The organism is Streptomyces sp. NPDC001700 (assembly GCF_053596435.1).
Genome location: NZ_JBSFGE010000006.1, coordinates 75,251 through 100,854 on the forward strand (window position 1 = coordinate 75,251; position 25,604 = coordinate 100,854).

Sequence of the window (25,604 nt, forward strand, 5' to 3'; positions counted from 1 at the left end):
GGTACGGATTTCTCGGATGAACGGGGAAGCGTCACGGGAGGCTACGCGCGGTGATCTGAATTTGATTCGGTAGATGGGGTTCAGACGGTGAACCGGCCGCCGTTGGCGAGCAGCACCGCGCCGATCAGGTTCGCCGCGGCGTCGCTCGCCAGGAACAGGGCGATGTCGGCGATCTCCTCCGGGGTCGCGTACGGGCGCACCCGCGGATCGGCGAACCCCGTGCGCAGAACCTCCGGGGTGCGCGCGGCCATGCCCGTCTCGGTCGGCCCCGGCGCGACCACGTTCACCCGGATCCCGGAGGGGATGACCTCCTTGGCCACGGCCTGGCACAGGGCGTGCACCCCCGCCTTGGACGCGGCGTAGTGGGGGTAGCCCGCCGGGGTGTCGAAGGCCGACGACGAGCCGATCACGACGATCGCCCCCGCCTTCGCCGGGCGCATGGCCCGTACCGAGGCGCGCAGCACATGGAAGGTGCCGTCGAGGTTGATCCGCATGACGCGCCGCCAGGCCGCGTCGTCGAGCGCGTCGGTCACCTCGGGTACGCGGCCCTCCACCAGGGCGTCCGCGATCCGCTGCTTGGCCTGCGGATCGTCGACCCCGGCGGCGTGCACCACGAGGTCGAGCCCGCCGTGCCGCCGCGTCGCGTCGTCCACGGCGCCGTCGACCGCCGCGGCGTCCGCCACGTCGACGCTGATCGCCCGGCCGCCCGGCACGTCCCGCGCGACGGCCGCCGCGCTCGCGCCGTCGACGTCGGCCAGGACCACGGCCCGGGCCCCTTCGACGGCCAGCCGCCGGGCGACCGCCGCTCCCATGCCCGAGCCCGCGCCCGTCACCAGGGCGACCTTGCCCGCGAACCGGCCCGTGTGCGCTCCTTCATCTGTCATGACGACCTCCCGCTACCGGCATTGAACTGACTTCACCTCTCCTATCGCGTCGGCCACGGAACCAACAAGACCCGGGCAGTGGTATTGAGATGTGAATTGGATTCGGTTCTACTGAGATGCGGACCTGCGGACACCGGAGCCGGGCAGAGGAGATTCGCGTGGACACGGAAGTCGTCGATCTGCTCATCATCGGGGCGGGCATGGCAGGCCTGACCGCCGGTGCCCGCGCCGCGCGCGATGGTCTGTCCGTGGTGGTCGTGGAGACGGGCGAGGATGTCGGCGGCTCCGCGCGTTTCGCCGGTTACGCCTGGACCGCTCCGAGCCACGAGGTCATGGAGCAGCACAATCCACGAGGGGACCGCGCGCTGAAGCGCGCCCTCGTGGACCGGTTCGACGAGGGCGTGTCATGGATCCGCTCCACCGGGGTGGAGGTCAAGGACGCACAGCGCATCCTGAGCTTCGGCCGCGGACACCAATTCGACACCAACCACTACCTCGACACCTGCCGTCGGCTCATCCTCGACGGCGGTGGCCGGGTCCTGCTCACCACCCACACCGAACACCTGCTGACCGACCACGGCGCCGTCGTGGGAGCCCGGCTGAGGTCATCCGACGGCACGGTCAGGGAGATCGGCGCCCGCGCCACGCTCCTCGCGACCGGAGGGTTCCAGGGCGACCCCGCGCTCCGCACGGCTCATGTGCACCCCCACGCCGACCGCATGGAGCTGCGCTCCAATCCCCACAGCCGGGGTGGTGGTTACCGCCTGGCCACCGGCGTGGGCGCGGCCACCGGCCAGGTGGACGCCGGGTTCTACGGCCACCTCATCCCGAGCGGCGTCCCCTTCGCCGACCCGGTGGACTTCGTCGATCTGTCGCTGTACTACAGCGAGCACGCGCTGCTGTTCAACCTGCGCGACGAGCGGTTCACGGACGAGACGCTGGGCGACCACCTCACCGCGATGGCGCTCTTGGACCAGCCGGAGAGCCGGGGCCTGCTGGTCGCCGACGCCCGGGTCTTCCGCGACTGGATCACCGGCTCGTACGTGGACGGCGCGGTCGCCGTCGACAAGTTCGCGCTGGCCAGCAAGCGGGGCGGCCGCGCGGGGCTGGCCGAAGACCTCGACGAGCTGGCCTGTCTGCCCGAGGAGTGGGGTTACCGGGGCGACGCCATCCGCGACGGTGTGAAGCGGTTCAACGAGCGCGCCTCGGCGGGGCTCGCCACGGCCCCCGGCCGGGAGCTGGACCCGCTGCCGCTGGACGAGCCGCCGTACTACGTCATCGAGACGGTACCGGCCATCACCTTCCCGTTCCACGGCGTGCGCATCGACGACCGGGCCCGGGTCCTCGCGGCGAACGGGGAGCCGCTGCCGGGGCTTCTCGCCGCCGGTTCGGACACCGGCGGCCTGTGGCACCGCGCCTACGCGGGCGGTATCGCGTCCGCCCTCGTCTTCGGGCTGACGGCGGCGGACACCGCTGCCCGCCGCCCCTGATACGTCAGCTGGCGCGTCCGGCCTCCGGGACCGTTTCCTCAGGTGGCACCGGGCCGGGAGGGGTGCCGTCGCCGAAGGGGCGCCCGCCCAGTTCCTCGCGTCCGTGCGGGGCCGACCAGCCGGAGAGGTCGGGGCCGAGGGGGACGATACGGCGCGGGTTGAGGTCGGTGTGCACCTGGTAGTAGTGGCGCTTGATGTGGTCGAAGTCCACCGTGTCGCCGAATCCGGGCGTCTGGAAGAGGTCGCGTACGTACCCCCACAGCACCCGGTCCTCGCTCAGCTTGTTCCGATTGCACTTGAAGTGGCCGTGATAGACGGCGTCGAAGCGGACCAGCGTGGTGAACAGCCGGATGTCGGCCTCGGTGATGGTGTCCCCGACCAGATAGCGCCGCGTGGCCAGCCGCTCCGACAGCCAGTCCAGCCGGTCGAAGAGCCGCCGGAAGGCATCGTCGTACGTGTGCTGGTGCTGGGCGAAACCGGCCCGGTAGACGCCGTTGTTCACATCGCGGTAGACCACCTCCATCACCTCGTCGATCTCCTCGCGGTGCCGCTCCGGGTAGAGGTCGGGCGCCCCCTTCCGGTGCAGGGCGGTCCACTGGGTGGCGAGGTCGAGGGTGAGGCTCTGGTAGTCGTTGGTGACCAGCTTCCCGCTGGGGATGTCGACGATCGCGGGGACGCTCACCCCGCCCGGGTACTCGCTCTCGCGGGCGTCGTACGCCTCGCTGAGGTACGCGATGTCCAGTACCGGGTCCCGCTCCCCCGCGTCCAGCGTGAAGCGCCAGCTCCGCTCGTCCTGGATGGGGTCCGCGATCGCCAGCGAAAGGGCCGGTTCCAGACCGAGCAGCCGCCGCGAGACCAGCGCCCGGCTGGCCCAGGGGCAGGCCCGGCTGACGACCAGCCGGTAGCGCCCGGCCTCGACGGGCCAGCCGTCCCGGCCGTCGGCCGTGATCCGGTCGGAGAAGTGCGGCCCGGACCGGGCGAATTCCTTCTGGCCAGCGGTGCTCAACTCGGCCACCTCCTGAAGCATGTGTGTACGGCTCGGCTCACCGCCTACCCTGCCCCCATCCGGGGAGTCATGCGACGTGGCTCGCACCGCCGCGATGCTCGCCGAAGCGCTGGCGAGCCGCTCCCCCGTGGACGGCGACTGGTGGGCCGAGCTGGCGGCGCGTCCGACCGGGCGACGGCGCCGGGTTCCTGCTGTGGCTGTACTGCCGCGAGGACCCGCTGCTCGCCGAGGGGCTGATCGCTCACGCGCTCGACCGGCTCGGCACGCGGACCGTGTACGCCTTCGAGTTCGCCTCCGCGCTCACCCTCGGTCTGGAGGGCCTTCCGGCCCGCCACCGCCCGGCAACCCACCGGGCACTGCGGAAGGCCGGATTCACCGGCCGCGACCTGTGGCGGTACCTGCGCGCTGCGCTGCCGGTCGACGGTCTGCCGCGTGGTGCCGACCACATCACCCTCCACGAATCCGACCATCCACGGGGCATGAGCGTAGAGGCCGTTGAGCGCGGCGAGCGGGTCGCGGAGGCCACGGTCGGCCACCCGGTGGCCGGTGTCGGGGTGCTGTGGTGGATCGCCGTCGTCCCCTCCGCCCGGGGCCGCGGCCTGGGCCTGGCCCTGCTCGGCCGGGCCCTGGACCTGCTCACCCGGCTCGGAGCCCACGAGGCGATCCTTTACGTCGACGACGACGCCCCGCCCGGAGACGCCGAGCGCGACCGTACCGCCGCCAACGCCCTGTACGACCGGGCCGGTTTCACCGAGGTCGACCGGCTGCACTCCTTCAGCCGCTGAGCAGGGGTGCGGCCACTGCGGCGTCCCGCGCCAGGCGTCGCCATGGCCCTCCGCCCAGAGGGCCACCCAGGGCTGGTGCGCCGACAGCGGGACGAAACCGTGCAGGGCGTGGGCGTGGCGTACGAGTGGCGGCTGTTCTGGAAAGGCGAGGAGCGAGCCCGCGCGGGCAAGTGGCCGCCCAGGGAACAGTCCGCGATCTGACCCGGCGCCGTGGAACCTGACCTGTGCCCCCGCCCGGTATCCACCGGGCGGGGGCATGGCACCGCCGGACCACATCATGGTCCGCGATGATTGACGGTTACCGCGTTGCGGTGGCCAGTGCCGCGCGGATGGCGTCCTCGCCGACCGGCTGGCCCTTCTCGTTCGAGTACGGCCCGTACGGTGTTCCCCACACCGGCGTGCCCGTCGCCTGCCGCCAGCTGTCGGCCAGCGTTCCCGCGTCCACCACGCTGTAGCCGATGGAGTCGATGAATTCGGTCACCGCCGCCTTCGCCGGTGCGGAGTCACCGGCGATCGGCAGGTAGGAGCGGTCGGCCACCCCAGCCGGGCGTGCGAGTGACAGCAGGTGCTTGAAGAAGATGTTGTTGAACGCCTTTACGAGCAGGGCGTCCGGGACGTACCGCAGAAGCAGCTCGCTCGAGGTGAGGGACTTGCTGTCGAGCTCGGGGATGTGCCCGTCACGCTCGGGGCCGTAGTTGCAGGTGTCGATGACCGTCTTCCCGGCCAGCGGCGCGGCGGGCACATAGGGGAAGGCGCTGACCGGCACCGTGACCAGGACAATGTCACCGGCCGCCGCGGCCTCTTCGCTCGTCGCCGCGGACGCCCGCGGCCCCAGTTCCTCGGCCGTGTCCACGAGCGTTTCGGGACCGCGCGAGTTGCTCAGCACCACCTGGTGCCCGGCCCCGACAGCGAGTCGCGCGAGGGTCCTGCCGATGCTTCCGCTTCCGATGAATCCCACAGTCGTCATAATCTCAACGTCCTTCAGAAGAGCCGAACTTGCTGATTGCCGGGGTCGTTACGATCCGGGTTCCTGCCGTCAGCTGGCGGGGAAGTAATGGCCGTTGTCCATATCGGCGAGCAGGCCGGGCCGGGCGGGTTCCCAGCCGAGGGTCCGGCGGGTGATGAGGTTGGACGCCGGGTAGCTCTGCGTGACGATATTCGTGAGGAACCCGAAGTACCCCGGCGTCATCAGGGCATCGTTGGGAACGCTCACGGCGGGCAGGCCCAGGCGGCTGGCGATGGCCTCGGCGATGTCGCGGAACGGGATGCCCCCGTCCTCGACCGCGTGCCAGTATGTGCCGGCCGGCCCCTTCTCCAGCGCCAGGCGGAACAAGGTGGCGGCATCGCGGATGTGCACGGCGTTCCACAGGTTCGCGCCGTCCCCGGGGTAGCCGACGAACCCCTTTTCCTTCGCGAGCGCGATCAGCGTGGGGAGGAAGCCGGCACGATCGGCCGTGCTGTGCGCGATGTTGGCGATCCGCACGACCGAAGACCGCACCCCCTGCCCGGCGAGGTCCACAACGGCCCTTTCCACGATGTTGCGGACCCGCAAGGTGCCCTTGTGCTCATCGCCGGCGGGGAGGGCCGGGTCCTCCTCGGTGACCGGCCGGCCCAGGTTCCCGGGCGAGCCCATGCTTCCCGCCGTGACCAGCGGCTTTCCGGTTCCCGCGAGTGCCTCGCCGTACGCGAGCATGATCGGGAGCTCCGCGGTGGCCACGGCGTCGAGCCCGCCGGAGGGAAGCAGATCCTGCCTGTGGGCGACGTGGATGACGCCGTCGGAGTCCGCGGCTGCCTCCTTGAGCCCGTCGAGATCCTGTAGGTCGCCACGACGCACCTTCGCGCCGAGCGCGGACACGGCCGCCGCGGCCGCGTCCGACCGGGCCAGGCCGGTGACCTCGTGCCCGGCGGCGATGAGCTCGGGGATGATGTGCGAACCGGAATGGCCGGTCCCCCCAGTGACGAAAACGCGCATCTAACTGTCCTTGCGAGAGTAGGTGCAGGGTCTTTTCGTGCCGTGAGTGAACTGGCGTAATGCGGCACGAGAGGTAGTGGTAGGGGGTGCACTCAGCCGAGAAGGGTGATGCCGAGGGAGAAATTGGTGTGCTTGACGGAGTGGTTCATGAGGCCCAACTCCAGCAGACCGACGTTCTCCAGTGCCCGGGCCATATTCCCCAGTCCGATAATGCTGATACCGCTCATCGATGTTCCTGCTTTCCGGGCTTTGGCCCTGCGGGCAACTTCCAGTATCGAATTCTTGGGTCGAATTCACTTCGGCGCCCTTAAGCGCCTGTTTCAGGCTGCCATCGGGTCTGAGTGGGAGTCCAAGACCTCTTGAAGCTGTGGTGATACCCTGAAGGCATCACCGGGCCGAGAGGTGCCATGGATCTGGATCTGCGCAAACTGCGTTACTTCGTCACCGTGGCCGACCGGCTGCATTTCGGCCGCGCCGCCGAAGAGCTTCATATCGCGCAGCCGGTGCTCAGCCGCCAGATCCGCGCACTTGAGCAGGATCTCGGCGCCTCGCTGTTCACCAGGGATCGCCACGGAGTAGAGCTGACAGACGCGGGCCGGCAACTGCTGGCCGACGCCGGTCCGCTGCTCGCCTCAACCCACGCGGTCCGCCGCCGGGTGTCCGCGGCCGCCAGCGGCAAGCGGCGGCTGATGGTCGGCTTCCGGGCCGGTATCGCCGTCACCCCGGCGGCCCGTGCGTTCGAGGACCGGCACCCGGACGTGGTCGTGGACGTGCAGCGGATCGAAGGGGACAACCAGGCCGCGATGCTGCTCGACGGCCGCATCGACGTCGGCTATGTGCGGCTGCCCATCGACGAGGCCGGCCTGCGCGTCACCCCGCTGTACACCGAGCCGCGGGTAGCGGTACTGCCCGCCGGACACCGGTTTGCCAGCAAGGAGCAGGTCACTGAGGCCGACCTGGCCGGTGAACCACTGGTCTGGCACGGTGACCCGAGCACGCAGCCCGCCAAACGCCCGCTCCGCAACGCCGGTTACCCGGTGCGCGGGGTGGACGAGACACTCGAGCATGTCGCGGCCGGACGGGGCATCTCCTTCCTGGCCCGTTCGGCGTCTGTGTTCTACTCGCATCCAGACGTCGCCTATGTGCCCATCCCGGATCTGGCGCCCGAACAGGTGTGCCTCGCGGTGGCGGCAGCGCACACCTCGCTGGTCGTGGATGACTTCGTCACCGCGGCTCAGTCGACGGCCGAGATCACGGCAGAATGCGGGAACTATGAGATGTGGCAGCTTGGAGGCGATGCCGCCACAAGGCACGCTTGAGCAGTTCGACTGACCCCGTTCATCACGGCTGATCGCCCCGTCGTCGGAGCGGAGCCGTTCACCGACGGTCTGCCGTTCGTAGCGTCGGGAGCCGGCTGGTACGAGTTCTTGCGCACCTTCGAGGGTCGCCATTCTCCCCGGCGGCTCTTGCTGCGGCCTTCAATAGGCAGGCGGGGCGGCCAGTTCCGTAAAAGCCTGCAATGCCAGGTGCCGCGCGGCTGGTATCGCGTACCAGCCGGTGCAGCCGCGTGACCGGCAGCACGTCCAGCCCAGCCGCGATATACCGCGTTAACTCGACGCTTCCTCCCGTCGTCGGTCATCGCTGGCCGTGGCGGGGATGGCGTTGTCGATGAGGACGGCGGCGATGGCGGCGGCGGTCGGGAAGGCGTCGGCGTTGAGGACCCGGGTGCGGGCCGCGGCACCGTCGATGAGCAGCGCGAGCTGCTCGCCGAGCTGTTCAGGGTCGGCGGCGCCGGCTTCGCGGGCGGTGTCGGCGAGCCGCGCGGCGACGGCTTCCTTGTACTCGCGCGCGTACTGGGATGCCGGGTGCTGGGGGTCGTGGAGTTCGACAGCGGCGGCGATGTAGGGGCACAGGGGGGTGGTGGGGGGGATCTCGAAGGCGGCGAGGAGCCGTTCGCGGGGCGTGAGGTCGGTGCGGCCGAACACGCCGGACAGAACGGAGGGGTCGAACCGGCGCAGGTACTCGGCGACGAGTTCGTCCTTGCCGGTGAAGTGCTGGTAGGCCGTGCGCTTGGACACCTGGGCCGCCGCGCAAAGCTGGTCCATGCCGGTGCGGTTGATGCCCTGCTCGCGGAACAGCTGCTGGGACGCGCTGATGATGCGCTCGCGGGCGCCCCGGCCGCGGCGGCGGCCCGTGGGGCCCTTCTCCAACTCCGTCATGGCCCCATCGTACCGCAACCAGGTAACGACCGGTGTACATAGCTTGTGTCCCGGCCACCCGCCCATTACCGTAAGCACACAGGGCGGTGTACATAATGTCGTCGCCCCAGGTACACACGGCACCACCGACTCAAGGGAACGACTATGGGAAAGCTCGACGGCAAGGTCGCGGTCATCACCGGCGGCACCACCGGCATGGCGCTGGCCGGCGCGAAGCTGTTCGTCGACGAGGGCGCGCACGTCTTCATCACCGGCCGCCGCCGGGATGCTCTGGACGAGGCCGTGAAGCAGATCGGCCGCAACGTCACCGGCGTCCAAGGCGACGCCGCCGACCTGGATGACCTGGACCGCCTGTACGACACCGTCAAGCGGGAGAAGGGAAGCCTCGACGTGCTGTGGGCCAGCGCCGGAGGGGGCGAGCCCGCCCCGCTCGGCGAGATCACCGAGGCCCACTTCGACGCCGCGTTCCACCTCAACGCCCGCGGCACCCTGTTCACCGTCCAGAAGGCCCTCCCGCTCTTCAACGACGGCGGCTCCATCCTCATGACCGGCTCCAACGCCTCCCTCGGCGCCTTCCCCGGCTGGAGCGTCTACGCCGGCAGCAAGGCCGTCCAGCAGGCCTGGGCCCGCGTCTGGCTCAACGAGCTCAAGGACCGCCGCATCCGCGTCAACGTCCTGACTCCCGGCCAGGTCGCCACCGCCAAGCAGGAAGAACTCTTCGACGAGGCCACCAAGCGCCAGTTCGAGTCCCTCATTCCCCGCGGCCAGATGGGCCGCCCCGACGAAATCGCCACCGCCGCCCTCTTCCTCGCCTCCGACGACTCCAGCTACGTCAACGGCATGGAACTCGTCGCCGACGGCGGCACCACTGCCATCTAAACCGAACAACCACGACCAGGGCAGGACATCTCATGAGCAACATCAGCATCATCGGCACCGGGAACATGGCCCGCGCCATCGGCGCGCGGGCGATTGCGGGCAGCAACACCGTCGAGGTCATGGGCCGCGATCAGTCCAAGGCCGCTGACCTGGCCAAGGCTCTCGGTGGCGGCGCCACGACGGGAGAATGGGGCACCGCCCCGGCCGGGGACATCGTCATCGTAGCCCTGCTGTACGACGGCGTCGTGCCGGTCGTCGCCCAGTACGGAGACGCTCTCGCGGGCAAGGTCATCGTCGACATCAGCAATCCCTTCAACTCCACGTTCGACGGACTGGCCCACCGCGAGGAGACCTCGAACGCGCAGGAAGTCGCCAAGGCCGCCCCGGCAAGCGCCAGCGTGGTGAAGGCGTTCAACACCATCTTCCGCCATGTCCTGGAGAAGGGTCGGCCCGACGTATTCATCGCTGGCGATAATGCGCGGGCCAAGGCAAGTGTGGAGGCGTTCATCGAGACCCTCGGGCTGCGCCCGCTGGACGTCGGCGGCCTGAAAATGGCGCACTGGCTGGAAGGAGCGGGCGTGGTCACGGTGGGCCTCGCCAACCACGGGGTGGGTAACTTGGACTTCGCCCTCAGCATCACCGAACTTCCCGTCTGAGGTAACGGTTGACGGATCACCGAAAGGACTCGCCAAGTGAGGCCGTGGCGAGTACGCGGGGTAGCCGTCCTGCACGTCCTTCTCGAAGGCGAAGATCACTCCGTCAGGTCGATGACCGCTCCGTCCAGCCGTGCTTCGATTGATGTAGATCAGCTCACGCGTCCCGATCCGGGACGTGCGTTCTCCTCGTCTGAGTCATCTACTCCCAGCTCAAGAGCTGTTCCTCCTCCGAGGTCGCCGCGATGATCGAGGGCCTGCTGCGGCACTGCACGGACGCCGAGATCAGCAGTACGACCAGATGGTCAAGTACGCCACCGCGCTCCGGCTGGGAACGGCCGAGGCCGAACAGGTGCTGCGACGCTTCACTCGCGGCGGCCCCAAGCACCCCACCTACCAGGCCCTCGAAGAACTCGGCCGCGCCGTACGCACGATCTTCGCCTGCGACTACCTCGCCAGCCCCGATCCGCGCCGCGAGATCCACGGCGGCCTCCAGGTCGTGGAGAACTGGAACTCGGCGAACACCGTGCTGCACTACGGCAAGGACGGCGCCCTGACTGGCCCGGACAAGGAACACGCCGAGACGTCGATGCTCGCGCTGCACCTGCTCCAGTCCGCGCTCGTCCACGTCAACACTCTGCTGCTCCAGCAGGTCTTGGCCGAACCGGCCTGGGCATCGAGGCTGAGGCGCCGAGGACCGGCGCGGCCTGACGGCACTGTTCTGGTCGAAGATCAATCCCTACGGCACCTTCCGGCTGGAGATGGACCGGCGGCTCGACCTCGCCCCGGCCGCCCCGCCCACGCTCCGACAACCAGCGACGCAGGACCGGCGCCCGGCGGGCTGATCTTGTTCCCACCTGCCCCCATGTCCGGGGGCAGGTCACATACTGCTGAACAGCCGGTCCAGATGGACGTCGATCGCGGCGAGCGCGTCCTGGGGCTCGATCACGTCGAGTTCGATCAGGGAGGTGAAGCCGGTGAGGGCGAGGAGCAGGTTGGTCTCGGTCGCCGGGTCGCGGCCGGAGTCGACGTGCCCGTCGGCGATCGCCTGGCGGACCAACTGCTCGACGAGGGCCCGCCCTTGGACGAGGCCGCGGCGTGCCTGCTCGTGCACGGCCTGGTCGTGCAGCGCCTCCAGGACGTAGGCGGCGCTCATCCGGCTGGTCGCGCGGGCGTCGGCATGCAGGGGGAGCATTTCCGCGAGCGTCAGTCGCAGCACGTCACGGGGGTGCGGACGGTCACCGAGCTTTTCGAGCCCCTGGTGTACGCGCACCGAGGTCTGCTCGGACGCGAAATCCATGGCGAAGGAGAGCATGGCGGTCCGGGAGGCGAAGTAGTGCTGCAGCTGCCCGAGTGACATGCCCGCCTCCTGCGCCACCACGCGCATCGTCAGCTGTGTGACGCCGCGCTGCTCCACCACCCGCCACAGTGCGCGGGCGATCGCTTCGCGGCGTCCGCGGTGATCCACCTGTTTCGGCATCGCCGGCCCCTCCTTCGTACCCCGAGACTGTTCCAATACAGTTGACATAATACACCCGACCCATAACCCTGGGGCCCACTCAAGGGAAGGAACCGTCATGCCCGAACAGCCAAAGGTACGGACCACGGAAGGCGTGGTGCAGGGGCGCTGGCGGCAGGGGAACGCGGTGTTCCGCGGTATCCCCTACGCCCAGCCCCCGGTCGGAGCGCTCCGCTTCGCCGCGCCCGCGCCGCCGCACCGCTGGGAGGGGACGAGGCAGGCGGTCGAGTTCGGCCCCGTGGTGCCGCTGTCCCTGCCGATCGACGTGCCCCCGCAGGGCACCGACTGGCTGACGCTCAACGTCGGCACTCCGGATCCCGGCGCGGCGGGACTGCCGGTGCTGGTGTGGATCCCCGTGGGCGGCTACCTCTCGGCGGCGTCGAGCGACCCGATGTACGACCCTGCAGCGCTGGCCGAGGCGGGAGTCGTCGTGGTGACCATCAACTGCCGCGTGGGCGCGGAGGGATTCGCGTTCCTCGACGACGTGCCGCCCAACCGCGGATTCCTCGACCAGATCGCGGCGCTGGAATGGGTGCAGCGCAACATCGCCGCCTTCGGAGGCGACCCCGGCCGGGTCACCGTGGGCGGGCTGTCCGCCGGGGCGGGCTCGGTCGCCGCCCTGCTGACGATGAAGTCCGCGCGCGGCCTGTTCCGGCGGGCCATCGCCCATTCGGTGCCGGGGCTGCACAGCACCCCCGCGCTGGCACGGCAGGTCACCGCCGCGTTCGCGGACCGGCTTGGCGCGGCGGCCCCCACCGCCGAGGCCCTGCGCGACATCGACCCATGGCACCTGGCCGCCGAGCTCACCTCCTTCAACGCCGGCCTCCACGCGCACCGGGAGAGCTGGGGACGCCTCACGGAGACCGGCACCGCGCTGTGCCCCGTCGTCGACGGCGAGGTCCTCACGGAAACGCCCTGGCCCGCGCTGACCGGCGCGCGCGCGAGCGGGACCGAACTGCTCGTCGGCCACACCCGGGACGAATTCCGGTACTTCAGCGTCATGAGCGGACGGTACGGCACCTTCACCGAGGAGGACGCCCACGCAGCCCTGGAACTGCACGCCCCGCAACCGGACGGCGCGCGGGCCTACCGTGCCGCGTTCCCGCAGGCAGGCCCGGAGGAGCTGGTGGAGACGGTGTACTCCGACGCCCTCTTCCGCATGCCGTCACAGAAGCTGGCCGAGGCGAACACCGCGGCCGGCGGCACCTCGTACCTGTTCGAACTGTGCTGGGTTGCCCCGGCCCTCGGCGGCATCCTGGGCGCCTGCCACAGCCTCGACGCGCCCCTGGCGTTCGGCACGCTGGACAGCCCCGTCGGCACCGAGCTCATCGGCGAGGAGCCTACTCCGGAGGCCGTCGCGCTCTCCCGCGACCTCCAGGAGGCATGGGTTCGCTTCGTCACCACCGGCGACGCGGGCTGGTCCGCCCACCGGCCCGGCGGGCGCCTCACCCGCGTCCTGGACGCCGAGTCGAAGACTCTGCCCTATCCCGAACAGGCATCCCGCCAGATCTGGGAAGGCCACTCCCCCGCCCCCTTCGATCATTCGTAATCGTCCTGGTCGGCTGCCCACCCGAGGGTGACGGATGATCCCGGCCAGGGCCCGGATGGGCTCGCTCTCCGCCTCCCTCCGCCACACCAGCGCGTACGGCAGCAGCGGCCCGGGCGGCCATCAGCCGCAACTCCTTCTACACGCACTTCTCCGGCATCGCCGACGCTGGCCACGGTGCCGCTGCTGGAGCACATCGCCGCCCACCGGGTGCTGTATGCGGGCCCTGGAGCGGGCGGTGTCTGACGCGGAGGCGCGGGTTCGCGCTCGGCATCCAGCACCTGCTGGAGCAGGTGGATGGATGGGCGTGCCTCGACAGGATTCGCCCCTCCTCGACAGCGGCATAGGCGTCGTAGAGCGTGATGTCCCGTGGGGCGCGGGCAGCGAGCCTCCGCCCCGGTGCACCAGCATGGTGCCTCCGTCAATCCGATGCATCAGTGAAAGTGGGCATTATCCCGTAGATGGAGAACCCGTGAACGCCACTTCGCATCCTGCGCACAAAATCACCAAAGTAGCGGCGCATATGCAAGTATCCGACCCCCCGGGTCGATCCGGCCCGGGATGCGGAGGGGAAACCATCGTGAAATCAATGACCTTCAGATCCGCTGCCGGGGCGGCACTGACGGTGGCGCTGACGGCCGTGGCACTGCCCGCCTCTGCCGCGAGTGCGGCGCAGACGGGTGTGGTGGACGGGGCGACCGCCACGTCCTTCGGGCAGTTGGCCGACGCGGTGCTCACCGAGCGTACGGCGGCGCTGCTGGACGGGCAGCAGGCGCGGCGTGCGGCGGCACCGGTCGCCAAGAAGGCGCGGCTGTCGGCCGGTCTGACGCGGACCGAGAACACGGCGCAGTCCACGCTGCGGACCCGCAAGGCGCGGCTGGCCGCGCTCGGCGAGGCGTACACGGACGCCGACACCAAGGTGACCGTGGGCAAGACCGTTGTCGCGGGCGGGCGGGCGACCGTCCAGGCCACGGAGACCACCACGCTGACGTACAAGAAGATCCGCGGGGACGAGCCCGCGACGACCCGTTTCGAGGCTCACCACGAGCTGAGCTTCACCGCCGGGACCGGCGGGAAGTGGGAGCTGACGGGGATCAGGCCCACGGACGAGGGGCCCGTGGCCATCAACGAGCCCGCCACGGTGTCGGTGAAGTCGGCGGCGGCGCTGCCCAGCGCGAAGCCCGCGGCCACGACGAAGCCGTCCCAGCAGGTGACCAAGCCCGCCGGGGCGTACAACTACGCGGCGATGGCCACGTACGCGGAGAAGTACTGGAGCAACTACAACCCCGCGTACCGGAAGTTCAACGACGCCGGCGGGGACTGCACCAACTTCATCAGCCAGGCCCTGAAGGCGGGCGGCTGGAAGCACGCGCCGGGCGACGCGCTGGACTACCGCACCTGGTGGTACGACACCTCCACCCAGGCCACCTCCTGGGTGGGCGCCAATGAGTGGTCGTGGTTCACCCTCGACTCCAAGCGGGCGACCAACCTGGCGAACGTGTACCACATGGGTGTCGGGGACGTCATGCAGATGGACTTCGACCGGGACGGGTCCAAGGACCACACCATGATGGTCACGTACCGCTCCTCCAGCGGTGTCCCGTACCTGACGTACCACTCGGTCAACACGTACCGGAAGTCGGTGGCGAGCATCATCGCCTCCAACCCGAACTCGCTGTACTACGCGTACCGCACCTGACCGGACCGGATCTGCCGGTGACCGTGGCCTCCGCCCCCAGAGGGTGGGGGCCACGGTCCGTTGGTCAGGCGCGGTGTTCGGTGGGGGCGTTCTCCGCCGTCGTCGGGGTCTCGCGGCTGAACGCGTGCTCCGGTTCCGGGTGGCCGGGGCCGGGGCCCGCGAGGTGGTGGGCGGCGCCGGGGCGGAGGCCGTCGAGGTGGACGGCGATGTGGCGGCGGGCGGTGGCGTCGAGCCACTCGGGCGGGGTGTTGGGGAGGGGGCGGCTGATCATGGCCGCGGCCATCAGCAGGTCGGTGGCGTTGACGTCGTCGCGCACCGCGCAACGCTCCCGGCCACGGGCGAGGACCGCGTCCAGGCAGCCGGTGATGCGGTGGCGCAGGACGGCGGCTTCCTCGTCGTGGAAGGCCGGGCCTCCGAACAGCGGGAGGACGAGGCGGGAGCGCTGTTCGACGACGCCGGTCAGAAAGCGTTCGACGGCCCGCAGCGGGGCGTCGGGGCCGTTCTCCTCGGCCACTTCCTGCGCGGCCCGCGCTTCGGCCAGCACGGTTTCGTAGCCCTCGACGGCCACCTGGCGGCAGAGTGCGGCGCGGTCGGGGAAGCGGCGGTAGAGCGTCGCGATGCTGACGTTGGCGCGGCGGGCGATGTCGTCGAGGGGCGCGGCGGTGCCGTGCTCGCTGAACATCGCGCGGGCCGCGTCCAGGATGCGCAGCTGGTTGCGGCGGGCGTCGGCTCGCATCGGGGGCTTCGACCGTATGGATTCCTGACCGTCCCTCACGTCCTCCGCGCCTTCCTTCCGTGGGCGTACGGCCCATGGGTGTACGCCCGTGGGCGTACGGCATGCCGTGGATCACACCGCACGGGTGAGCCTAGCCGGGCGGTGGGCGGGATCCGATCGCCCCGGACGGGGCGTCGGCGGTCGGGGGCGGTTCGGTAGCCTCGGCCCTCGTCACGGTGGCCGGGTGCGGATCGGGGGATGTTCGGTGGATGGGACGAGGGCGGACGTCGAGGAGCGGGTCCGGCGCGACTGGGGGCTCACGCTGCCGGAGTCGTTCTTCCGGCTAATGGAGTTCCTGGGACGGCTCGGGCCCGTCGAGCGCCGGGCGCTGGCCGACATGGACGTGTCCCCGTGCGGTGTCGCGGACCTGTACGACGCCCCGGGCGCGCGGCCCCGCGAGGGCGTCGATGTGCGGGTGCACGGGCGTTACTACCGGGACCCGCCGGAGTTCCTGACGTTTCTGCACGGCGGGTCCGACGGGCTGCACTACGGGCTGTGGTCCGACGACGGCCGCACGTGCGAGGGGATCGCCTCGTACTACACCAACGACGGTGGCGGGATCGAACGGCGCCCGGGGACACCGCTGGAGGCGGTGCGGGCGCTCCTGGAACGTCACTGGCAGGACCTCGCGGACGACGACGGGGACGCGGAGTACGTGGCCGGGCGACGCTCTGGGCTCGAGGCGCTGCGGCTGGCGCTGACCGGCTTCGAGACCGGGGACCGGACGGAGGTGGGGATCGCCTACTCCATGCTCCACGACGCCGCCGCCCTGCCTGTCGACCCGACGCGGATCACCACCCTGGACGGTGCGGGCGCGCTCGTCGCGGGTGGCACCGCGCTGGACCGGCCGCCGCACAACGGCGCCGACGATTACGCGTTCGCGCAGTTCATGTACGGGTTCTTCGACGACCGCGCGGCCGTGGAGCAGAGCGTGGCGGAGGCGCGGCGGCGGTGTGCGGCGGGGGATCCGGCGGAGGCGCTGGTGCTGGGGCGCGATCTGCACTGGGCGTCAGGGCGCGAACCGGTACTGGAGGAGTTCGCGCGGGATCTCCTGGCGGCGGCCTACGGTGCGCTGGACCGCCCCGCGCTGGCGGGGATCGCCGCCGCCCATCACCGCCACCGTGATCTGCCCCGGGTGGACGTGCTCCGCTGAACGGTTGTCGTCAGGGGGCGTCGGCCCAGCCGGTGGCGGTGACCAGCTCTCGCGCGATGTCCACCACCAGCCGCCCGTCGGTGGCCACGCGCAGGGTGTCCGCCGGGGCCTGCTCGTCCAGGAGGCGGGCCTTGCGGGCGCTGCCGCGCAGTTCATGCTCCAGTTCCGAGCCGAGTTCCCGGCCGGTCAGCCGCTCCTCCGTCGTGGTGTCCGAGGCGGTGAGCAGGACCCGTACGATCCGGGCGCCGGGCCCGGTGGCGCGCTCGATCATGTCCGTGGCCTCGGGCAGCACGCTCACGGTGTTCGTGTAGACGAGGCGCCGGTGGCCGAGCGCGGCGTAGTTGGCCCAGATCGCCGTCAGGTTGCGTTCGGCGATCTTCCTGCGGTGCGGGTCGTCCTCGGGGGCCGGGTGGATCTGGGCCATGTAGTCCCCCTCCAGGATCGTGTGGGGCACCGACGCGGCGCGCAGCTGCGCGGATACCTCCCAGCCGACGGTCGTCTTGCCGACGCCCGCGCGTCCTCCGATGACGAGTACTTCGGTGTGTTCCATGGCGGAAGGGTGTCAACGGCGGTCCGCAGGGCGCGAGGCATTATCCGCGCCGTGGGCATTCGCACACTGGCCACGGGCGAGGCCTGCTCGGGCCGTCGGTGACCCGGCGGCTGCTGGCCGAGTTCGTCCGCTCGGCGCCGGTCGTGGTCCCTGGTCACACCCTGCGTTAGCGCTGCTCGGCGGCGTCCGGCGGCGGGGAGTCCGACAGGAAGTCCGACAGGCCCGTCAGCAGCCGGTCCACGTCCTCGGTGCTGGTGTAGGGGGCCAGTCCGACGCGGAGTGCGCCGGTGTCGCCGAGGCCCAGCCAGCGGGAGGTCTCGATCGCGTAGAAGGCTCCGGAGGGCGCGGCCACGCCGCGAGCGGCCAGGTAGCGGTAGGCGTCGGTGGTGTCGCGGCCGTCGATGGTCAGCAGGAGGGTGGGGGTGCGGTCCGCCGCGCGGGACAGGACGGTGATCGGGTCGAGAGCGGCGAGCCCCTTGTCGAGGCGCAGCCGCAGCGCGTCCTCGTGTTCTTCGAGTGCCGCGTACGCCGCCGCCAGGCGTTCGCGGCGGCTGCCGTGCGCTCGCGGGTCGAGACCGGCGAGGAAGTCGACGGCGGCGCGGGTTCCGGCGAGGAATTCGTACGGCAGGGTGCCCAGCTCGAACCGCTCGGGGATGGCGTTCGTGGAGGGAAGCAGCTTGTCGGGGTGGAGGGTTTCCAGGAGTTCGGGGCGGGCGGCCAGGACGCCGAGGTGCGGGCCGAGGAACTTGTACGCGGAGCAGGCGAAGAAGTCCGCGCCGAGCCGGTCGAGGTCGACGAGGGAGTGGGCGGTGTAGTGCACACCGTCGACGTACAGCAGCGCCCCGGCCCGGTGGACGCGCCGGGCGATCTCCGGTATCGCCGGGCGGGTACCGATGAGGTTGGAGGCGGCGGTGACGGCGACCAGCCGGGTGCGCTCGCTCAGGACGGCGCTGATGTCATCGGGGGTCAGCTCGCCCGTCGCCGGGTCGAAGTCGGCCCAGCGCACGGTGGCCCCGGCGCGGGTCGCGGCCTGGATCCAGGGGCGGACGTTGGCGTCGTGGTCCAGGCGGGTGACCACGATCTCGTCGCCCGGTGACCACTCCGTGGCGAGCGTGCGGGAGAAGTCGTAGGCCAGTTGGGTGGCGCTGCGGCCGAAGACGACCCCGGCGGGGTCCGCGCCGAGCAGGTCGGCCATCGCCTGCCGGGCCGCCGCCACGATCGCCTCGGCGTTGCGCTCGCCCGAGGTGGTCCGGCCCCGGTTGGCCAGCGGGTGCGCCAGTGCGTCGGTGATGGCCTCGATGACGGGTACGGGGGTCTGCGTACCGCCGGGGCCGTCGAAGTGGGCCGTACCGGCCTTCAGGGCGGGAAACTGCGCGCGGATGGCGGTGATGTCGTACGTCACGGCAACTCCTTGCTGCGGTGCGGCGGGCGGTCGGCGGGTGAGGCACCGTGGTGATCGATTATGGAGTTCGCCGGGGCTGTGGGGAACAGCGCCTGGAGCGTGATCAGGCGCGGATCCGGCCGCCCTGATTGAATCATCACATCAGGCCGATAACGGGATGAACGGGCGCCCCGTACCGCACCGTATGTGGCGCCGGGGCGGACCGGCGTGCGGAGGGTGGTGGCATCGGCGTGAGCGGCGAGTCTCCCCCTCCGGGGCCACCCGGTACGGACGGGGCGGGCGACCGGGTGCACCCCGGGCTGCGGCTGGCCGCCGCGTACGCGTGGCGGCTGCTGGCCGTCGGGGTGGCGGTCTATCTCGCGTTCACCGTGCTGGGGCGCTTTCAGCTGGTGGCGGTCGCGGTGTTCCTGGCACTGGTGGGCACGGCGCTGCTGCGGCCGCTGGCCGATCTCTTGGCGCGCGGACTGCCCCGGCCACTCGCGGTGGCGCTGGCGGTGTTCGGGAGTCTGCTGGTGGTGCTGGGGCTGCTGGCGCTGGTGGGCAACGCGGCGGCGGGTGAGGCGGGCAGGCTGGTGGGCGAGTTCCGCGGCGGGATCGGGCGGATCACGCGGTGGCTGGAGGGGCCGCCGTTCCACGTCCGGCACCGCACTCTGACCGGGCTGCACGACAGGATCAGCTCGTTCGTCTCGGCCCATCGCGCCACGCTCATCAGCAGGGCGCTCAGCAGCGCGGGCCGGGTCGTGGAGGCGCTGACCGCGGCGGCGCTGGCGCTGTTCTGCTCGCTGTTCTTCGTCCATTCCGGAGACGGGATGTGGCGGTGGTTCCGCGAGCAGCTTCCGGAAGGAGCCCGCTCCCGGTGGGACCGGGCGGGCCGGGCGGCCTGGAGCACCTTCGCCGGGTACACCCGGGGCATCATCCTGGTGGCGGCCGCCAACGCGGTCGTGGTCGGCCTGGCCCTGTTGCTGCTGGGGGTGCCGCTGGCGCTGCCGCTGACCCTGCTGGTCTTCTTCGCCACCTTCATCCCGCTGATCGGTTCACCGATCGCGCTGGCGGTGGCCACGGTGGTGGCGCTGGCGGGGCGGGGGCCGGTCATCGCGGCGGTGGTGCTCGTGCTCATCGTCGTGGTCGGGCAGTTCGAGGGGCATGTGCTGCATCCGCTGGTGATGAGCTGGGCGGTGCGGCTGCATCCGGTGGTGGTGGCGATCTCGGTGATCGCGGGCGGCATCGTGGCGGGGGTGGTCGGCGCGATCGTGGCCGTGCCCGTGGTGTCGGTGGCCTGGTCCGTGAGCCGTGCGCTGCGCACCCCGCCTCCCTAAATTGCATCTTAGATTCGCATTATCTAATCTGCTGTCATGCGGCTGACGAAATCAACCGACCTGGCTCTCCGCGCCATCATGCGACTGGCGGTCACCGGAACCGAGCCGTGCACCGCACGGCAGATCGCCGGGGAGATGCGGGTGCAGTACAGCCACCTGGCGAAGGTGGCCGCCCGGCTGCAGCATCTCGGCCTCATCGAGACCCGGCGGGGGCGCGGCGGCGGGCTGGTGCTCACCGAGACCGGCCGCACCGCGTCGGTCGGCCAACTGGTCCGGGAACTCGAAGGGGCCGGTGAGGTGGTCGACTGCGAGGGCGACACCCCCTGTCCGCTCCGGCAGGGCTGCCGACTGCGGATGGCGCTGCGGCAGGCACAGGAGGCGTTCTTCTCCTCGCTCGATCCGCTGACGGTCACCGATCTGGTCGACTCCCCGACCGGGCCCGTACTGCTCGGACTGGTCGGCCGGGGCCCGGGGGCGGACCGGTGACGCCGATCGCTCTCTCCCGGGCCCCCGCTTCGGCGCCCGCCCTGCCGGGCTTCTTCGCGCCAGATTTCTTCGCGCCGTTAAATACGAACCTCACGTACCACTTAGGAGCCGGTGATGCTCTCCCAGAAGTCCGCTGACACCGTCCGTGCCACCCTGCCCGCCGTCGGCGCGGCCATCGGGTCCATCACCGACCTGTTCTACCGGAAGCTCTTCGAGGCCCACCCGGAGCTGCTGCGGCACATGTTCAACCGGGGGAACCAGGCCGCCGGGGTCCAGCGGCAGGCCCTCGCCGGTGCCGTGGCCGCGTTCGCCACCGCGCTGGTGGAGCACCCCGATGTCCGCCCCGACGCGATGCTGACCCGGATCGCGCACAAGCACGCGTCGCTCGGGGTGAGCCCCGCTCAGTACCCGCTGGTGCACCGCCATCTGTCGGCCGCGATCGCGGAGGTGCTCGGTGACGCGGTCACCAAGGAGGTGGCGGCCGCCTGGGACGAGGTCTACTGGCTGATGGCAGGCGCCCTCATCGAGATCGAGCGGCGGCTCTACGCCGAGCAGGGCGTCCTGGCGGGCGGGACCTGGCGGCCGTGGGAGGTGGCCGAGCGGGTCCAGGAGACCGCCGATGTCGTCACCTTCCGGCTGCGGCCCGCGGACGGCCGCCCGGCACCGGCCTTCGCGGCGGGCCAGTACGTCTCGGTCCAGGTCGAACTGGCCGACGGGGCGCGCCAGATCCGCCAGTACAGCCTGACCAACCCGCCCGGGGCGACGATGCGCTCCCTCACCGTCAAGCGGGTGCGCGGCGGCTCGGGCCCGGACGGCGAGGTCTCGGCTCATCTGCACGAGCACGTCCACGAGGGCGATGTGATCAGCGTGTCCGCACCGTACGGGGACCTCGTGCTCGGCTCCGGGGACGCACCGCTGCTGCTGGCATCGGCCGGTATCGGCTGCACCCCGATCGTCGCCATGCTGGAGGACCTGGTCGACCGGGGGCACCAGGCCCCGGTGACAGCGGTCCACGCCGACCGCTCCCCCGCCGACCACGCGCTGCGCGCCGATCAGGAGCGGCTGGTCACCAAGCTCGCCCGGGGCTCCGCGCACCTCTGGTACGAGCGGCCGGAGGACCACGGACCCACCACGCACACCGGCCGGATGGACCTGTCCGGCATCGACATCCCCGACGGTCTCCACGCCTATCTCTGCGGGCCGCTGGAGTTCATGCGTTCGGTGCGCGCCCAGTTGCTGGAGCGCGGCGTGCGGCCGTCGGCCATCCACTACGAGGTCTTCGGCCCCGATCTGTGGCTCGCTCAAGACTGACCCAGGACTGGCCCAGGACCGACCCCGGCCACCCGACCGCTGTTTTCGGTCGTCTCCGGCAGCCACCGGGCCCGGATTCTGGCGTGAAGGACACGAATGGCCCAGGGCGCGGTCGCCTTGGCCGGGGCACTCGTGGGACGGTACGCATCACGGATTCCGCCCATCCCGGATGAATCGCCGGAAATGGCCGTCGGTACCCCCGCACTCGACCGAGGAACCATGGATCGCGAAAAGATCACTCTCACCGGTACGCAGGAGACGATGCTCGCCACGCTGTACGGCAGGGCGGTGGACAGCCGTTCACCGCACTCCGTCCTGGGCGATCACACGGCCCAGGAGGCGGTGGAGCGCGTCGCCTACGACTTCGGCAAGACCGGCATGACGGATACCACCGCGGTCGGCATCGCGCTCCGGGCCAAACAACTCGACGACTGGACCTCCGCGTTCCTGGCCGAGCACCAGAAGGCGACCGTGCTGCACCTGGCGTGCGGGCTGGACACGCGGGTCCACCGGCTCGACCCGTCGTCGTCGGTGCGCTGGCTGGACGTCGACTACCCCGACGTCATCGACCTGCGGCGGCAGCTGCTGCCGCAGCCGTCGGGGAGCTACGAGATGATCGCCTCCTCGGTGACCGAGGAGGCGTGGCTGCGCGAAGTCCCCGACGACCGGCCCACCGTGGCCGTCTTCGAGGGGCTGACGATGTATCTGCACAAGGAGGAGGGCAAGCGCCTCATCCAGCGGATCACCGACCGGTTCCCCGGCGGGCAACTGCTCTTCGACGTCTATGGATCGCTGGGCATCCGCCTCCAGAAGATGGTGCCCGCCGTGCGCAACGCGGGCGCGACGCTGCACTGGGGCCTCGACGACCCCCGGGAGATCGAGGCGTGGCACGACGGGCTGACCCTGATGGACGCGGTGCGCAGCGTCGACATGCCGGGGATGGAGGCGATGCCCACCACGGGCAGGATGAGCATGAAGGTGATGGCGCGTCTGCCCGGCTTCAAGGACGTGGGCCGCATTCTGCGCTACCGCTTCTAGCCGTCCGCCGTCACGGGGCGTGCCCGGCGCCCGGGCGGTCCTTGATGCCGACCAGCATGGAGTAGCCGCCCATCAGGGGTTCGGTCCAGGTGTTGCCGAACCCCGCCTCCGCCAGCCAGGACCGGCCGTCGGCCGCCGTGTATTCGAACCCGGCGACGGACTCGATCAGCATGTTCAGGCTGGCCAGCAGGCCGAACGTGTTCTGCCGCCGCTCGTCGTCGATGATCGCGTCGTAGACGAGCACCGCTCCCCCGGCGGGCAGCGCGTCGTACGCCTTCTTCAGCAGCACCCGCTTCTCGTCCAGGCCCCAGCCGTGCAGGATCTGGCCCAGCACGATGACATCGGCGGTGGGCAGGTCGTCCGCGAAGAAGTCGCCGCCGTGGAAGGTGACGCGGTCGGCGAGGCCCAAGGACGCCACATACGTGTCGAAGACCGGCCGCACCCGGGGCAGCTCGAAGACGCCGCCGCTGATGTGGGGGTGGCGCTGGGCCACCGCCACCGGCACGCAGCCCAGGGCGCCGCCGACGTCGAGCAGCGTTCGGTAGTCGCCCCAGGGGAACTTCTCGGCTATCACCCGCGCCATTCCCATGCTGATCCCGGTCATCCCGCGCAGGAATCGTTCGAGGCCCGCCTGATCGTGGTAGATGGCGTCGTAGACGTCTCCGCCGTGCTTCTGCTCGTTCTGCGGCTTTCCGGTGCGCAAGGCCTCGGTGAGCGATCCCCAGAACGGATAGAGACGGCTGTTCGCCATCTCCAGGACGCCGCCGATGTACGTGTCCTTCGCCCGGTCGAGAAACGCGTCGGCGCTCGGGCTGTTGCGGTACTCGTCTCCCGTTCTCTCCAGGAATCCCAACGCGACCAGCGCGTCCAGGAAGTCCGCCGCGCCCCGGGGATGCAGACCCAGCGCCCCCGCCAGATCGCCGCCCTCGCACGGGCCTTTGGCGAGCCGGGTGAAGACACCGAGTTCCACGGCGGTGAGCAGGGTTTTCGACGCCATATAACCGAGCCCCACCTGCAGAATGGGCTCCGGGCTGATCTCGTGCGACATGCTTTTCCTTGCCGTTCTTCCGGCCATGAGCGCACGCGGCACTCGGCCGGTATCATCGCGGACTTTCGTACGTTACCGCCCAGTTGGGCACCTTGACACCGCCGATGACAGCGCTTTCTATGGCGTGATGACGACCTCTGGACGACGATCCGTCAGACCCGGCCGACGGCCGCTCGGCCTGCTCACGGCCGCCGCCCTCGGCGCCGCCGCCACGCTCACGGCGCTCCCCGCGCCCGCCCTCGCCTCCGCTTCCGCCTCCGCGCAGCCCGCTGCGGCGGGCTCGGGCACCACCTATTACGTCGACTCCCGGTCCGGGCACGACGGCGCGTCCGGCACCAGCGTCCGCGCGGCATGGCGCAGCCTGGGGCGGGTCGGCCGAACGACGTTCCGGCCCGGGGACCGCGTCCTGCTGAAGGGTGGCGGTTCCTGGAAGGGCCAGTTGTGGCCGAAGGGCTCGGGCGAGAAGAACCGGCCCATCACGATCGGCCGTTACGGTACGGGGCCCAAGCCCCGGATCCGCGGGGAGGGCCGGGTCGACGACGCGGTGCGGCTGTTCAACCAGGAGTACTGGGAGATCCGCGATCTCGACGTCAGCAACGCGCTGCCCGCCACGGGGACTCCGGGCGAGAATCTGCGCGATCTGCGCGGCATCCATGTGTCGGGGGACGACTCGCGGCAGCTGGACCACTTCGTGATCGACAGGGTCGACGTCCACGATGTCACCGGCGAGGTGAACTGGATCAGCGGCGACACGGCGGGCAACGCCCCGGGCGTGCGCTTCAAGACCGGATGGGACCGGTCGAAGAAGACCGGTGGCATCGTCTTCGACACCACGGTGCCCGACATCACCGCGCCACCCGCCGCCGCGACCGTGCTCAACGATGTGCGGGTGCAGAACTCCACGGTGCGGAACACCTCGTTCGCGGGCATCGTCGTGAAGCAGTACACCGGCGACATGAAGGACGCCGATGGCAATCCGGTCGCCAAGCCGACCGGCTGGGGCACCCGGACCTCGGCGGCCGACACCACGTTCACCCCGCACACGGACATCACCATCCGGAACAACTACCTCTCCCAGGGCGGCACCGCCTACGGCTGCAACGCGATGTATCTGACCAACGTGCGCGGCGCGCTGGTCGACCGCAACGTGGTCGACCAGGCCGGGACGTCGGGCATCGAGGCGTACTACGCGGACGACGTGGTGATCCAGCGCAACGAGGTGTACCGCACGGAGCGGAAGGCCGGGGGCGCGGACTCCAACGGCATCGACGCCGACAAGGGCACCACGCGGGTCGTCATCCAGTACAACTTCGCCCATGACAACGGCGACGGGATCCTGCTCTGCCAGTTCGCCTTCGGCGACGTCGTGGTGCGGTACAACGTCCTGAACGGGAACTCGCGGTATCCGCTGTATCTGCATTCGGACCGGGCGGCGTCGGCCGAGGTCTACAACAACACGGTGCACAACGCGACGAGCAAGTACCTCGTCTACGGCTACGGCTCGTCACTGAACGCGCGCTACAACCTGCACGACAACGTGTTCTCCTCGGCGGTCCCCGACGCGACCCTGACCACCAGCCCGACCATCACCTACGACCGCAACTTCTACGGCGGCGCCCCGCTGCCCGTACCCGCCACGGACGGCAACGCCCGCACCGGCGACCCGCTGTTCGTCAACCCGGCCGTGTCCGGCCCGTACGGCACCCCCACCAGCGGCCCGCAGCTGCGCACCGGCCTGGCCTTCGCTCCCCGCCCGGGCTCCCCTCTGATCGACACCGGCGCCCCCACCCCCGACAACGGCGGCCGCGACTACCGGGGCACCCCGCTCTACGACGGCGCCCCCGACCTCGGCGCGATCGAGGGCCCGCGCTAA

At 70.6% G+C, this 25,604-nt stretch carries 24 protein-coding genes and 1 pseudogene; 15 read left to right on the forward strand and 10 right to left on the reverse strand.

Annotation, left to right across the window (positions count from 1 at the left end; translation table 11 throughout):
• Positions 1-80: 80 nt before the first annotated feature.
• Entirely contained in the window at positions 81-884 is an 804-nt protein-coding gene (locus ACWC5C_RS13870) for an SDR family NAD(P)-dependent oxidoreductase (protein WP_450875624.1), read from the reverse strand.
• Between the two features lie 158 nt (positions 885-1,042).
• Between ACWC5C_RS13870 and ACWC5C_RS13875 the strand changes: the two genes are divergently transcribed.
• Positions 1,043-2,374 carry an FAD-dependent oxidoreductase gene (locus tag ACWC5C_RS13875; RefSeq protein WP_450875625.1) on the forward strand — a complete coding sequence of 444 codons (1,332 nt, stop codon included), beginning with the start codon at positions 1,043-1,045 and terminating at the stop codon, positions 2,372-2,374.
• 4 nt (positions 2,375-2,378) lie between these two features.
• Here the strand turns inward: ACWC5C_RS13875 and ACWC5C_RS13880 are convergent, their stop codons facing one another.
• Complete coding sequence (locus ACWC5C_RS13880; protein ID WP_450875626.1) at positions 2,379-3,401, reverse strand: glutathione S-transferase family protein; 1,023 nt, start codon at positions 3,399-3,401, stop codon at positions 2,379-2,381.
• 2 nt (positions 3,402-3,403) lie between these two features.
• Here ACWC5C_RS13880 and ACWC5C_RS13885 point away from each other — a divergent pair, with 2 nt between their 5' ends.
• Both ACWC5C_RS13885 and ACWC5C_RS13890 read left to right on the forward strand, forming a co-directional pair.
• Complete coding sequence (locus ACWC5C_RS13885; RefSeq protein WP_450875627.1) at positions 3,404-4,165, forward strand: GNAT family N-acetyltransferase; 762 nt, start codon at positions 3,404-3,406, stop codon at positions 4,163-4,165.
• A gap of 42 nt (positions 4,166-4,207) precedes the next feature.
• Positions 4,208-4,366: a hypothetical protein gene (locus tag ACWC5C_RS13890; protein ID WP_450875628.1), complete on the forward strand. Its 159-nt coding sequence runs from the start codon at positions 4,208-4,210 to the stop codon at positions 4,364-4,366.
• Between the two features lie 97 nt (positions 4,367-4,463).
• On the opposite strand, the gene ACWC5C_RS13895 is transcribed toward ACWC5C_RS13890, so the two are convergent.
• Both ACWC5C_RS13895 and ACWC5C_RS13900 read right to left on the reverse strand, forming a co-directional pair.
• Positions 4,464-5,123, reverse strand: a complete 660-nt coding sequence (locus ACWC5C_RS13895) for an NADPH-dependent F420 reductase (RefSeq protein WP_450875868.1) — start codon at positions 5,121-5,123, stop codon at positions 4,464-4,466.
• Between the two features lie 78 nt (positions 5,124-5,201).
• Positions 5,202-6,137 carry an SDR family oxidoreductase gene (locus tag ACWC5C_RS13900; protein WP_450875629.1) on the reverse strand — a complete coding sequence of 312 codons (936 nt, stop codon included), beginning with the start codon at positions 6,135-6,137 and terminating at the stop codon, positions 5,202-5,204.
• A gap of 407 nt (positions 6,138-6,544) precedes the next feature.
• Between ACWC5C_RS13900 and ACWC5C_RS13905 the strand changes: the two genes are divergently transcribed.
• Positions 6,545-7,456 (forward strand): LysR family transcriptional regulator, encoded by a 912-nt coding sequence (locus ACWC5C_RS13905; protein ID WP_450875630.1) that lies wholly within the window; start codon positions 6,545-6,547, stop codon positions 7,454-7,456.
• Between the two features lie 288 nt (positions 7,457-7,744).
• Here the strand turns inward: ACWC5C_RS13905 and ACWC5C_RS13910 are convergent, their stop codons facing one another.
• Entirely contained in the window at positions 7,745-8,356 is a 612-nt protein-coding gene (locus ACWC5C_RS13910; protein WP_450875631.1) for a TetR/AcrR family transcriptional regulator, read from the reverse strand.
• Between the two features lie 144 nt (positions 8,357-8,500).
• Between ACWC5C_RS13910 and ACWC5C_RS13915 the strand changes: the two genes are divergently transcribed.
• The 3 genes and pseudogenes from ACWC5C_RS13915 to ACWC5C_RS13925 form a co-directional block, all read left to right on the forward strand.
• Complete coding sequence (locus tag ACWC5C_RS13915; protein WP_450875632.1) at positions 8,501-9,235, forward strand: SDR family NAD(P)-dependent oxidoreductase; 735 nt, start codon at positions 8,501-8,503, stop codon at positions 9,233-9,235.
• 32 nt (positions 9,236-9,267) lie between these two features.
• Complete coding sequence (locus ACWC5C_RS13920; RefSeq protein ID WP_450875633.1) at positions 9,268-9,891, forward strand: NADPH-dependent F420 reductase; 624 nt, start codon at positions 9,268-9,270, stop codon at positions 9,889-9,891.
• 197 nt (positions 9,892-10,088) lie between these two features.
• Positions 10,089-10,733 (forward strand): annotated as a pseudogene (locus tag ACWC5C_RS13925) (Tn3 family transposase); the annotation flags it as partial.
• A 35-nt stretch (positions 10,734-10,768) separates the two neighbouring features.
• On the opposite strand, the gene ACWC5C_RS13930 reads toward ACWC5C_RS13925, so the two are convergent.
• Positions 10,769-11,368, reverse strand: a complete 600-nt coding sequence (locus ACWC5C_RS13930; RefSeq protein WP_450875634.1) for a TetR/AcrR family transcriptional regulator — start codon at positions 11,366-11,368, stop codon at positions 10,769-10,771.
• A 97-nt stretch (positions 11,369-11,465) separates the two neighbouring features.
• Between ACWC5C_RS13930 and ACWC5C_RS13935 the strand changes: the two genes are divergently transcribed.
• Both ACWC5C_RS13935 and ACWC5C_RS13940 read left to right on the forward strand, forming a co-directional pair.
• The gene (locus ACWC5C_RS13935; protein WP_450875635.1) at positions 11,466-12,956 is read left to right on the forward strand and encodes a carboxylesterase/lipase family protein; all 1,491 of its coding nucleotides are present in this window, start codon (positions 11,466-11,468) and stop codon (positions 12,954-12,956) included.
• A gap of 586 nt (positions 12,957-13,542) precedes the next feature.
• The gene (locus ACWC5C_RS13940; RefSeq protein ID WP_450875636.1) at positions 13,543-14,652 is read left to right on the forward strand and encodes an amidase domain-containing protein; all 1,110 of its coding nucleotides are present in this window, start codon (positions 13,543-13,545) and stop codon (positions 14,650-14,652) included.
• Positions 14,653-14,716: 64 nt separating this feature from the next.
• Here the strand turns inward: ACWC5C_RS13940 and ACWC5C_RS13945 are convergent, their stop codons facing one another.
• Positions 14,717-15,388: a TetR/AcrR family transcriptional regulator gene (locus tag ACWC5C_RS13945; protein WP_450875637.1), complete on the reverse strand. Its 672-nt coding sequence runs from the start codon at positions 15,386-15,388 to the stop codon at positions 14,717-14,719.
• A gap of 244 nt (positions 15,389-15,632) precedes the next feature.
• Between ACWC5C_RS13945 and ACWC5C_RS13950 the strand changes: the two genes are divergently transcribed.
• Positions 15,633-16,580: an ADP-ribosylation family protein gene (locus ACWC5C_RS13950; RefSeq protein ID WP_450875638.1), complete on the forward strand. Its 948-nt coding sequence runs from the start codon at positions 15,633-15,635 to the stop codon at positions 16,578-16,580.
• 10 nt (positions 16,581-16,590) lie between these two features.
• Here ACWC5C_RS13950 and ACWC5C_RS13955 read toward each other — a convergent pair whose 3' ends face one another.
• Entirely contained in the window at positions 16,591-17,130 is a 540-nt protein-coding gene (locus ACWC5C_RS13955) for an AAA family ATPase (RefSeq protein ID WP_450875639.1), read from the reverse strand.
• Positions 17,131-17,296: 166 nt separating this feature from the next.
• The gene (locus tag ACWC5C_RS13960; protein ID WP_450875640.1) at positions 17,297-18,532 is read right to left on the reverse strand and encodes a cysteine desulfurase-like protein; all 1,236 of its coding nucleotides are present in this window, start codon (positions 18,530-18,532) and stop codon (positions 17,297-17,299) included.
• A gap of 224 nt (positions 18,533-18,756) precedes the next feature.
• On the opposite strand from ACWC5C_RS13960, the gene ACWC5C_RS13965 reads away from it, so the two are divergent.
• The 4 genes from ACWC5C_RS13965 (at position 18,757) to ACWC5C_RS13980 (ending at position 22,683) form a co-directional block, all read left to right on the forward strand.
• The gene (locus ACWC5C_RS13965; protein ID WP_450875869.1) at positions 18,757-19,848 is read left to right on the forward strand and encodes an AI-2E family transporter; all 1,092 of its coding nucleotides are present in this window, start codon (positions 18,757-18,759) and stop codon (positions 19,846-19,848) included.
• Between the two features lie 36 nt (positions 19,849-19,884).
• A complete protein-coding gene (locus tag ACWC5C_RS13970; RefSeq protein WP_385443870.1) occupies positions 19,885-20,334 on the forward strand; it encodes an RrF2 family transcriptional regulator in 450 nt (149 codons plus the stop codon).
• Between the two features lie 114 nt (positions 20,335-20,448).
• Positions 20,449-21,645 (forward strand): globin domain-containing protein, encoded by a 1,197-nt coding sequence (locus ACWC5C_RS13975; RefSeq protein WP_450875641.1) that lies wholly within the window; start codon positions 20,449-20,451, stop codon positions 21,643-21,645.
• A 219-nt stretch (positions 21,646-21,864) separates the two neighbouring features.
• Complete coding sequence (locus ACWC5C_RS13980; RefSeq protein ID WP_385443874.1) at positions 21,865-22,683, forward strand: class I SAM-dependent methyltransferase; 819 nt, start codon at positions 21,865-21,867, stop codon at positions 22,681-22,683.
• Between the two features lie 10 nt (positions 22,684-22,693).
• Here ACWC5C_RS13980 and ACWC5C_RS13985 read toward each other — a convergent pair whose 3' ends face one another.
• On the reverse strand, positions 22,694-23,731 hold the full coding sequence (locus ACWC5C_RS13985; protein WP_450875642.1) for a methyltransferase: 1,038 nt from the start codon (positions 23,729-23,731) through the stop codon (positions 22,694-22,696).
• 127 nt (positions 23,732-23,858) lie between these two features.
• Between ACWC5C_RS13985 and ACWC5C_RS13990 the strand changes: the two genes are divergently transcribed.
• A complete protein-coding gene (locus ACWC5C_RS13990) occupies positions 23,859-25,604 on the forward strand; it encodes a right-handed parallel beta-helix repeat-containing protein (protein ID WP_450875643.1) in 1,746 nt (581 codons plus the stop codon).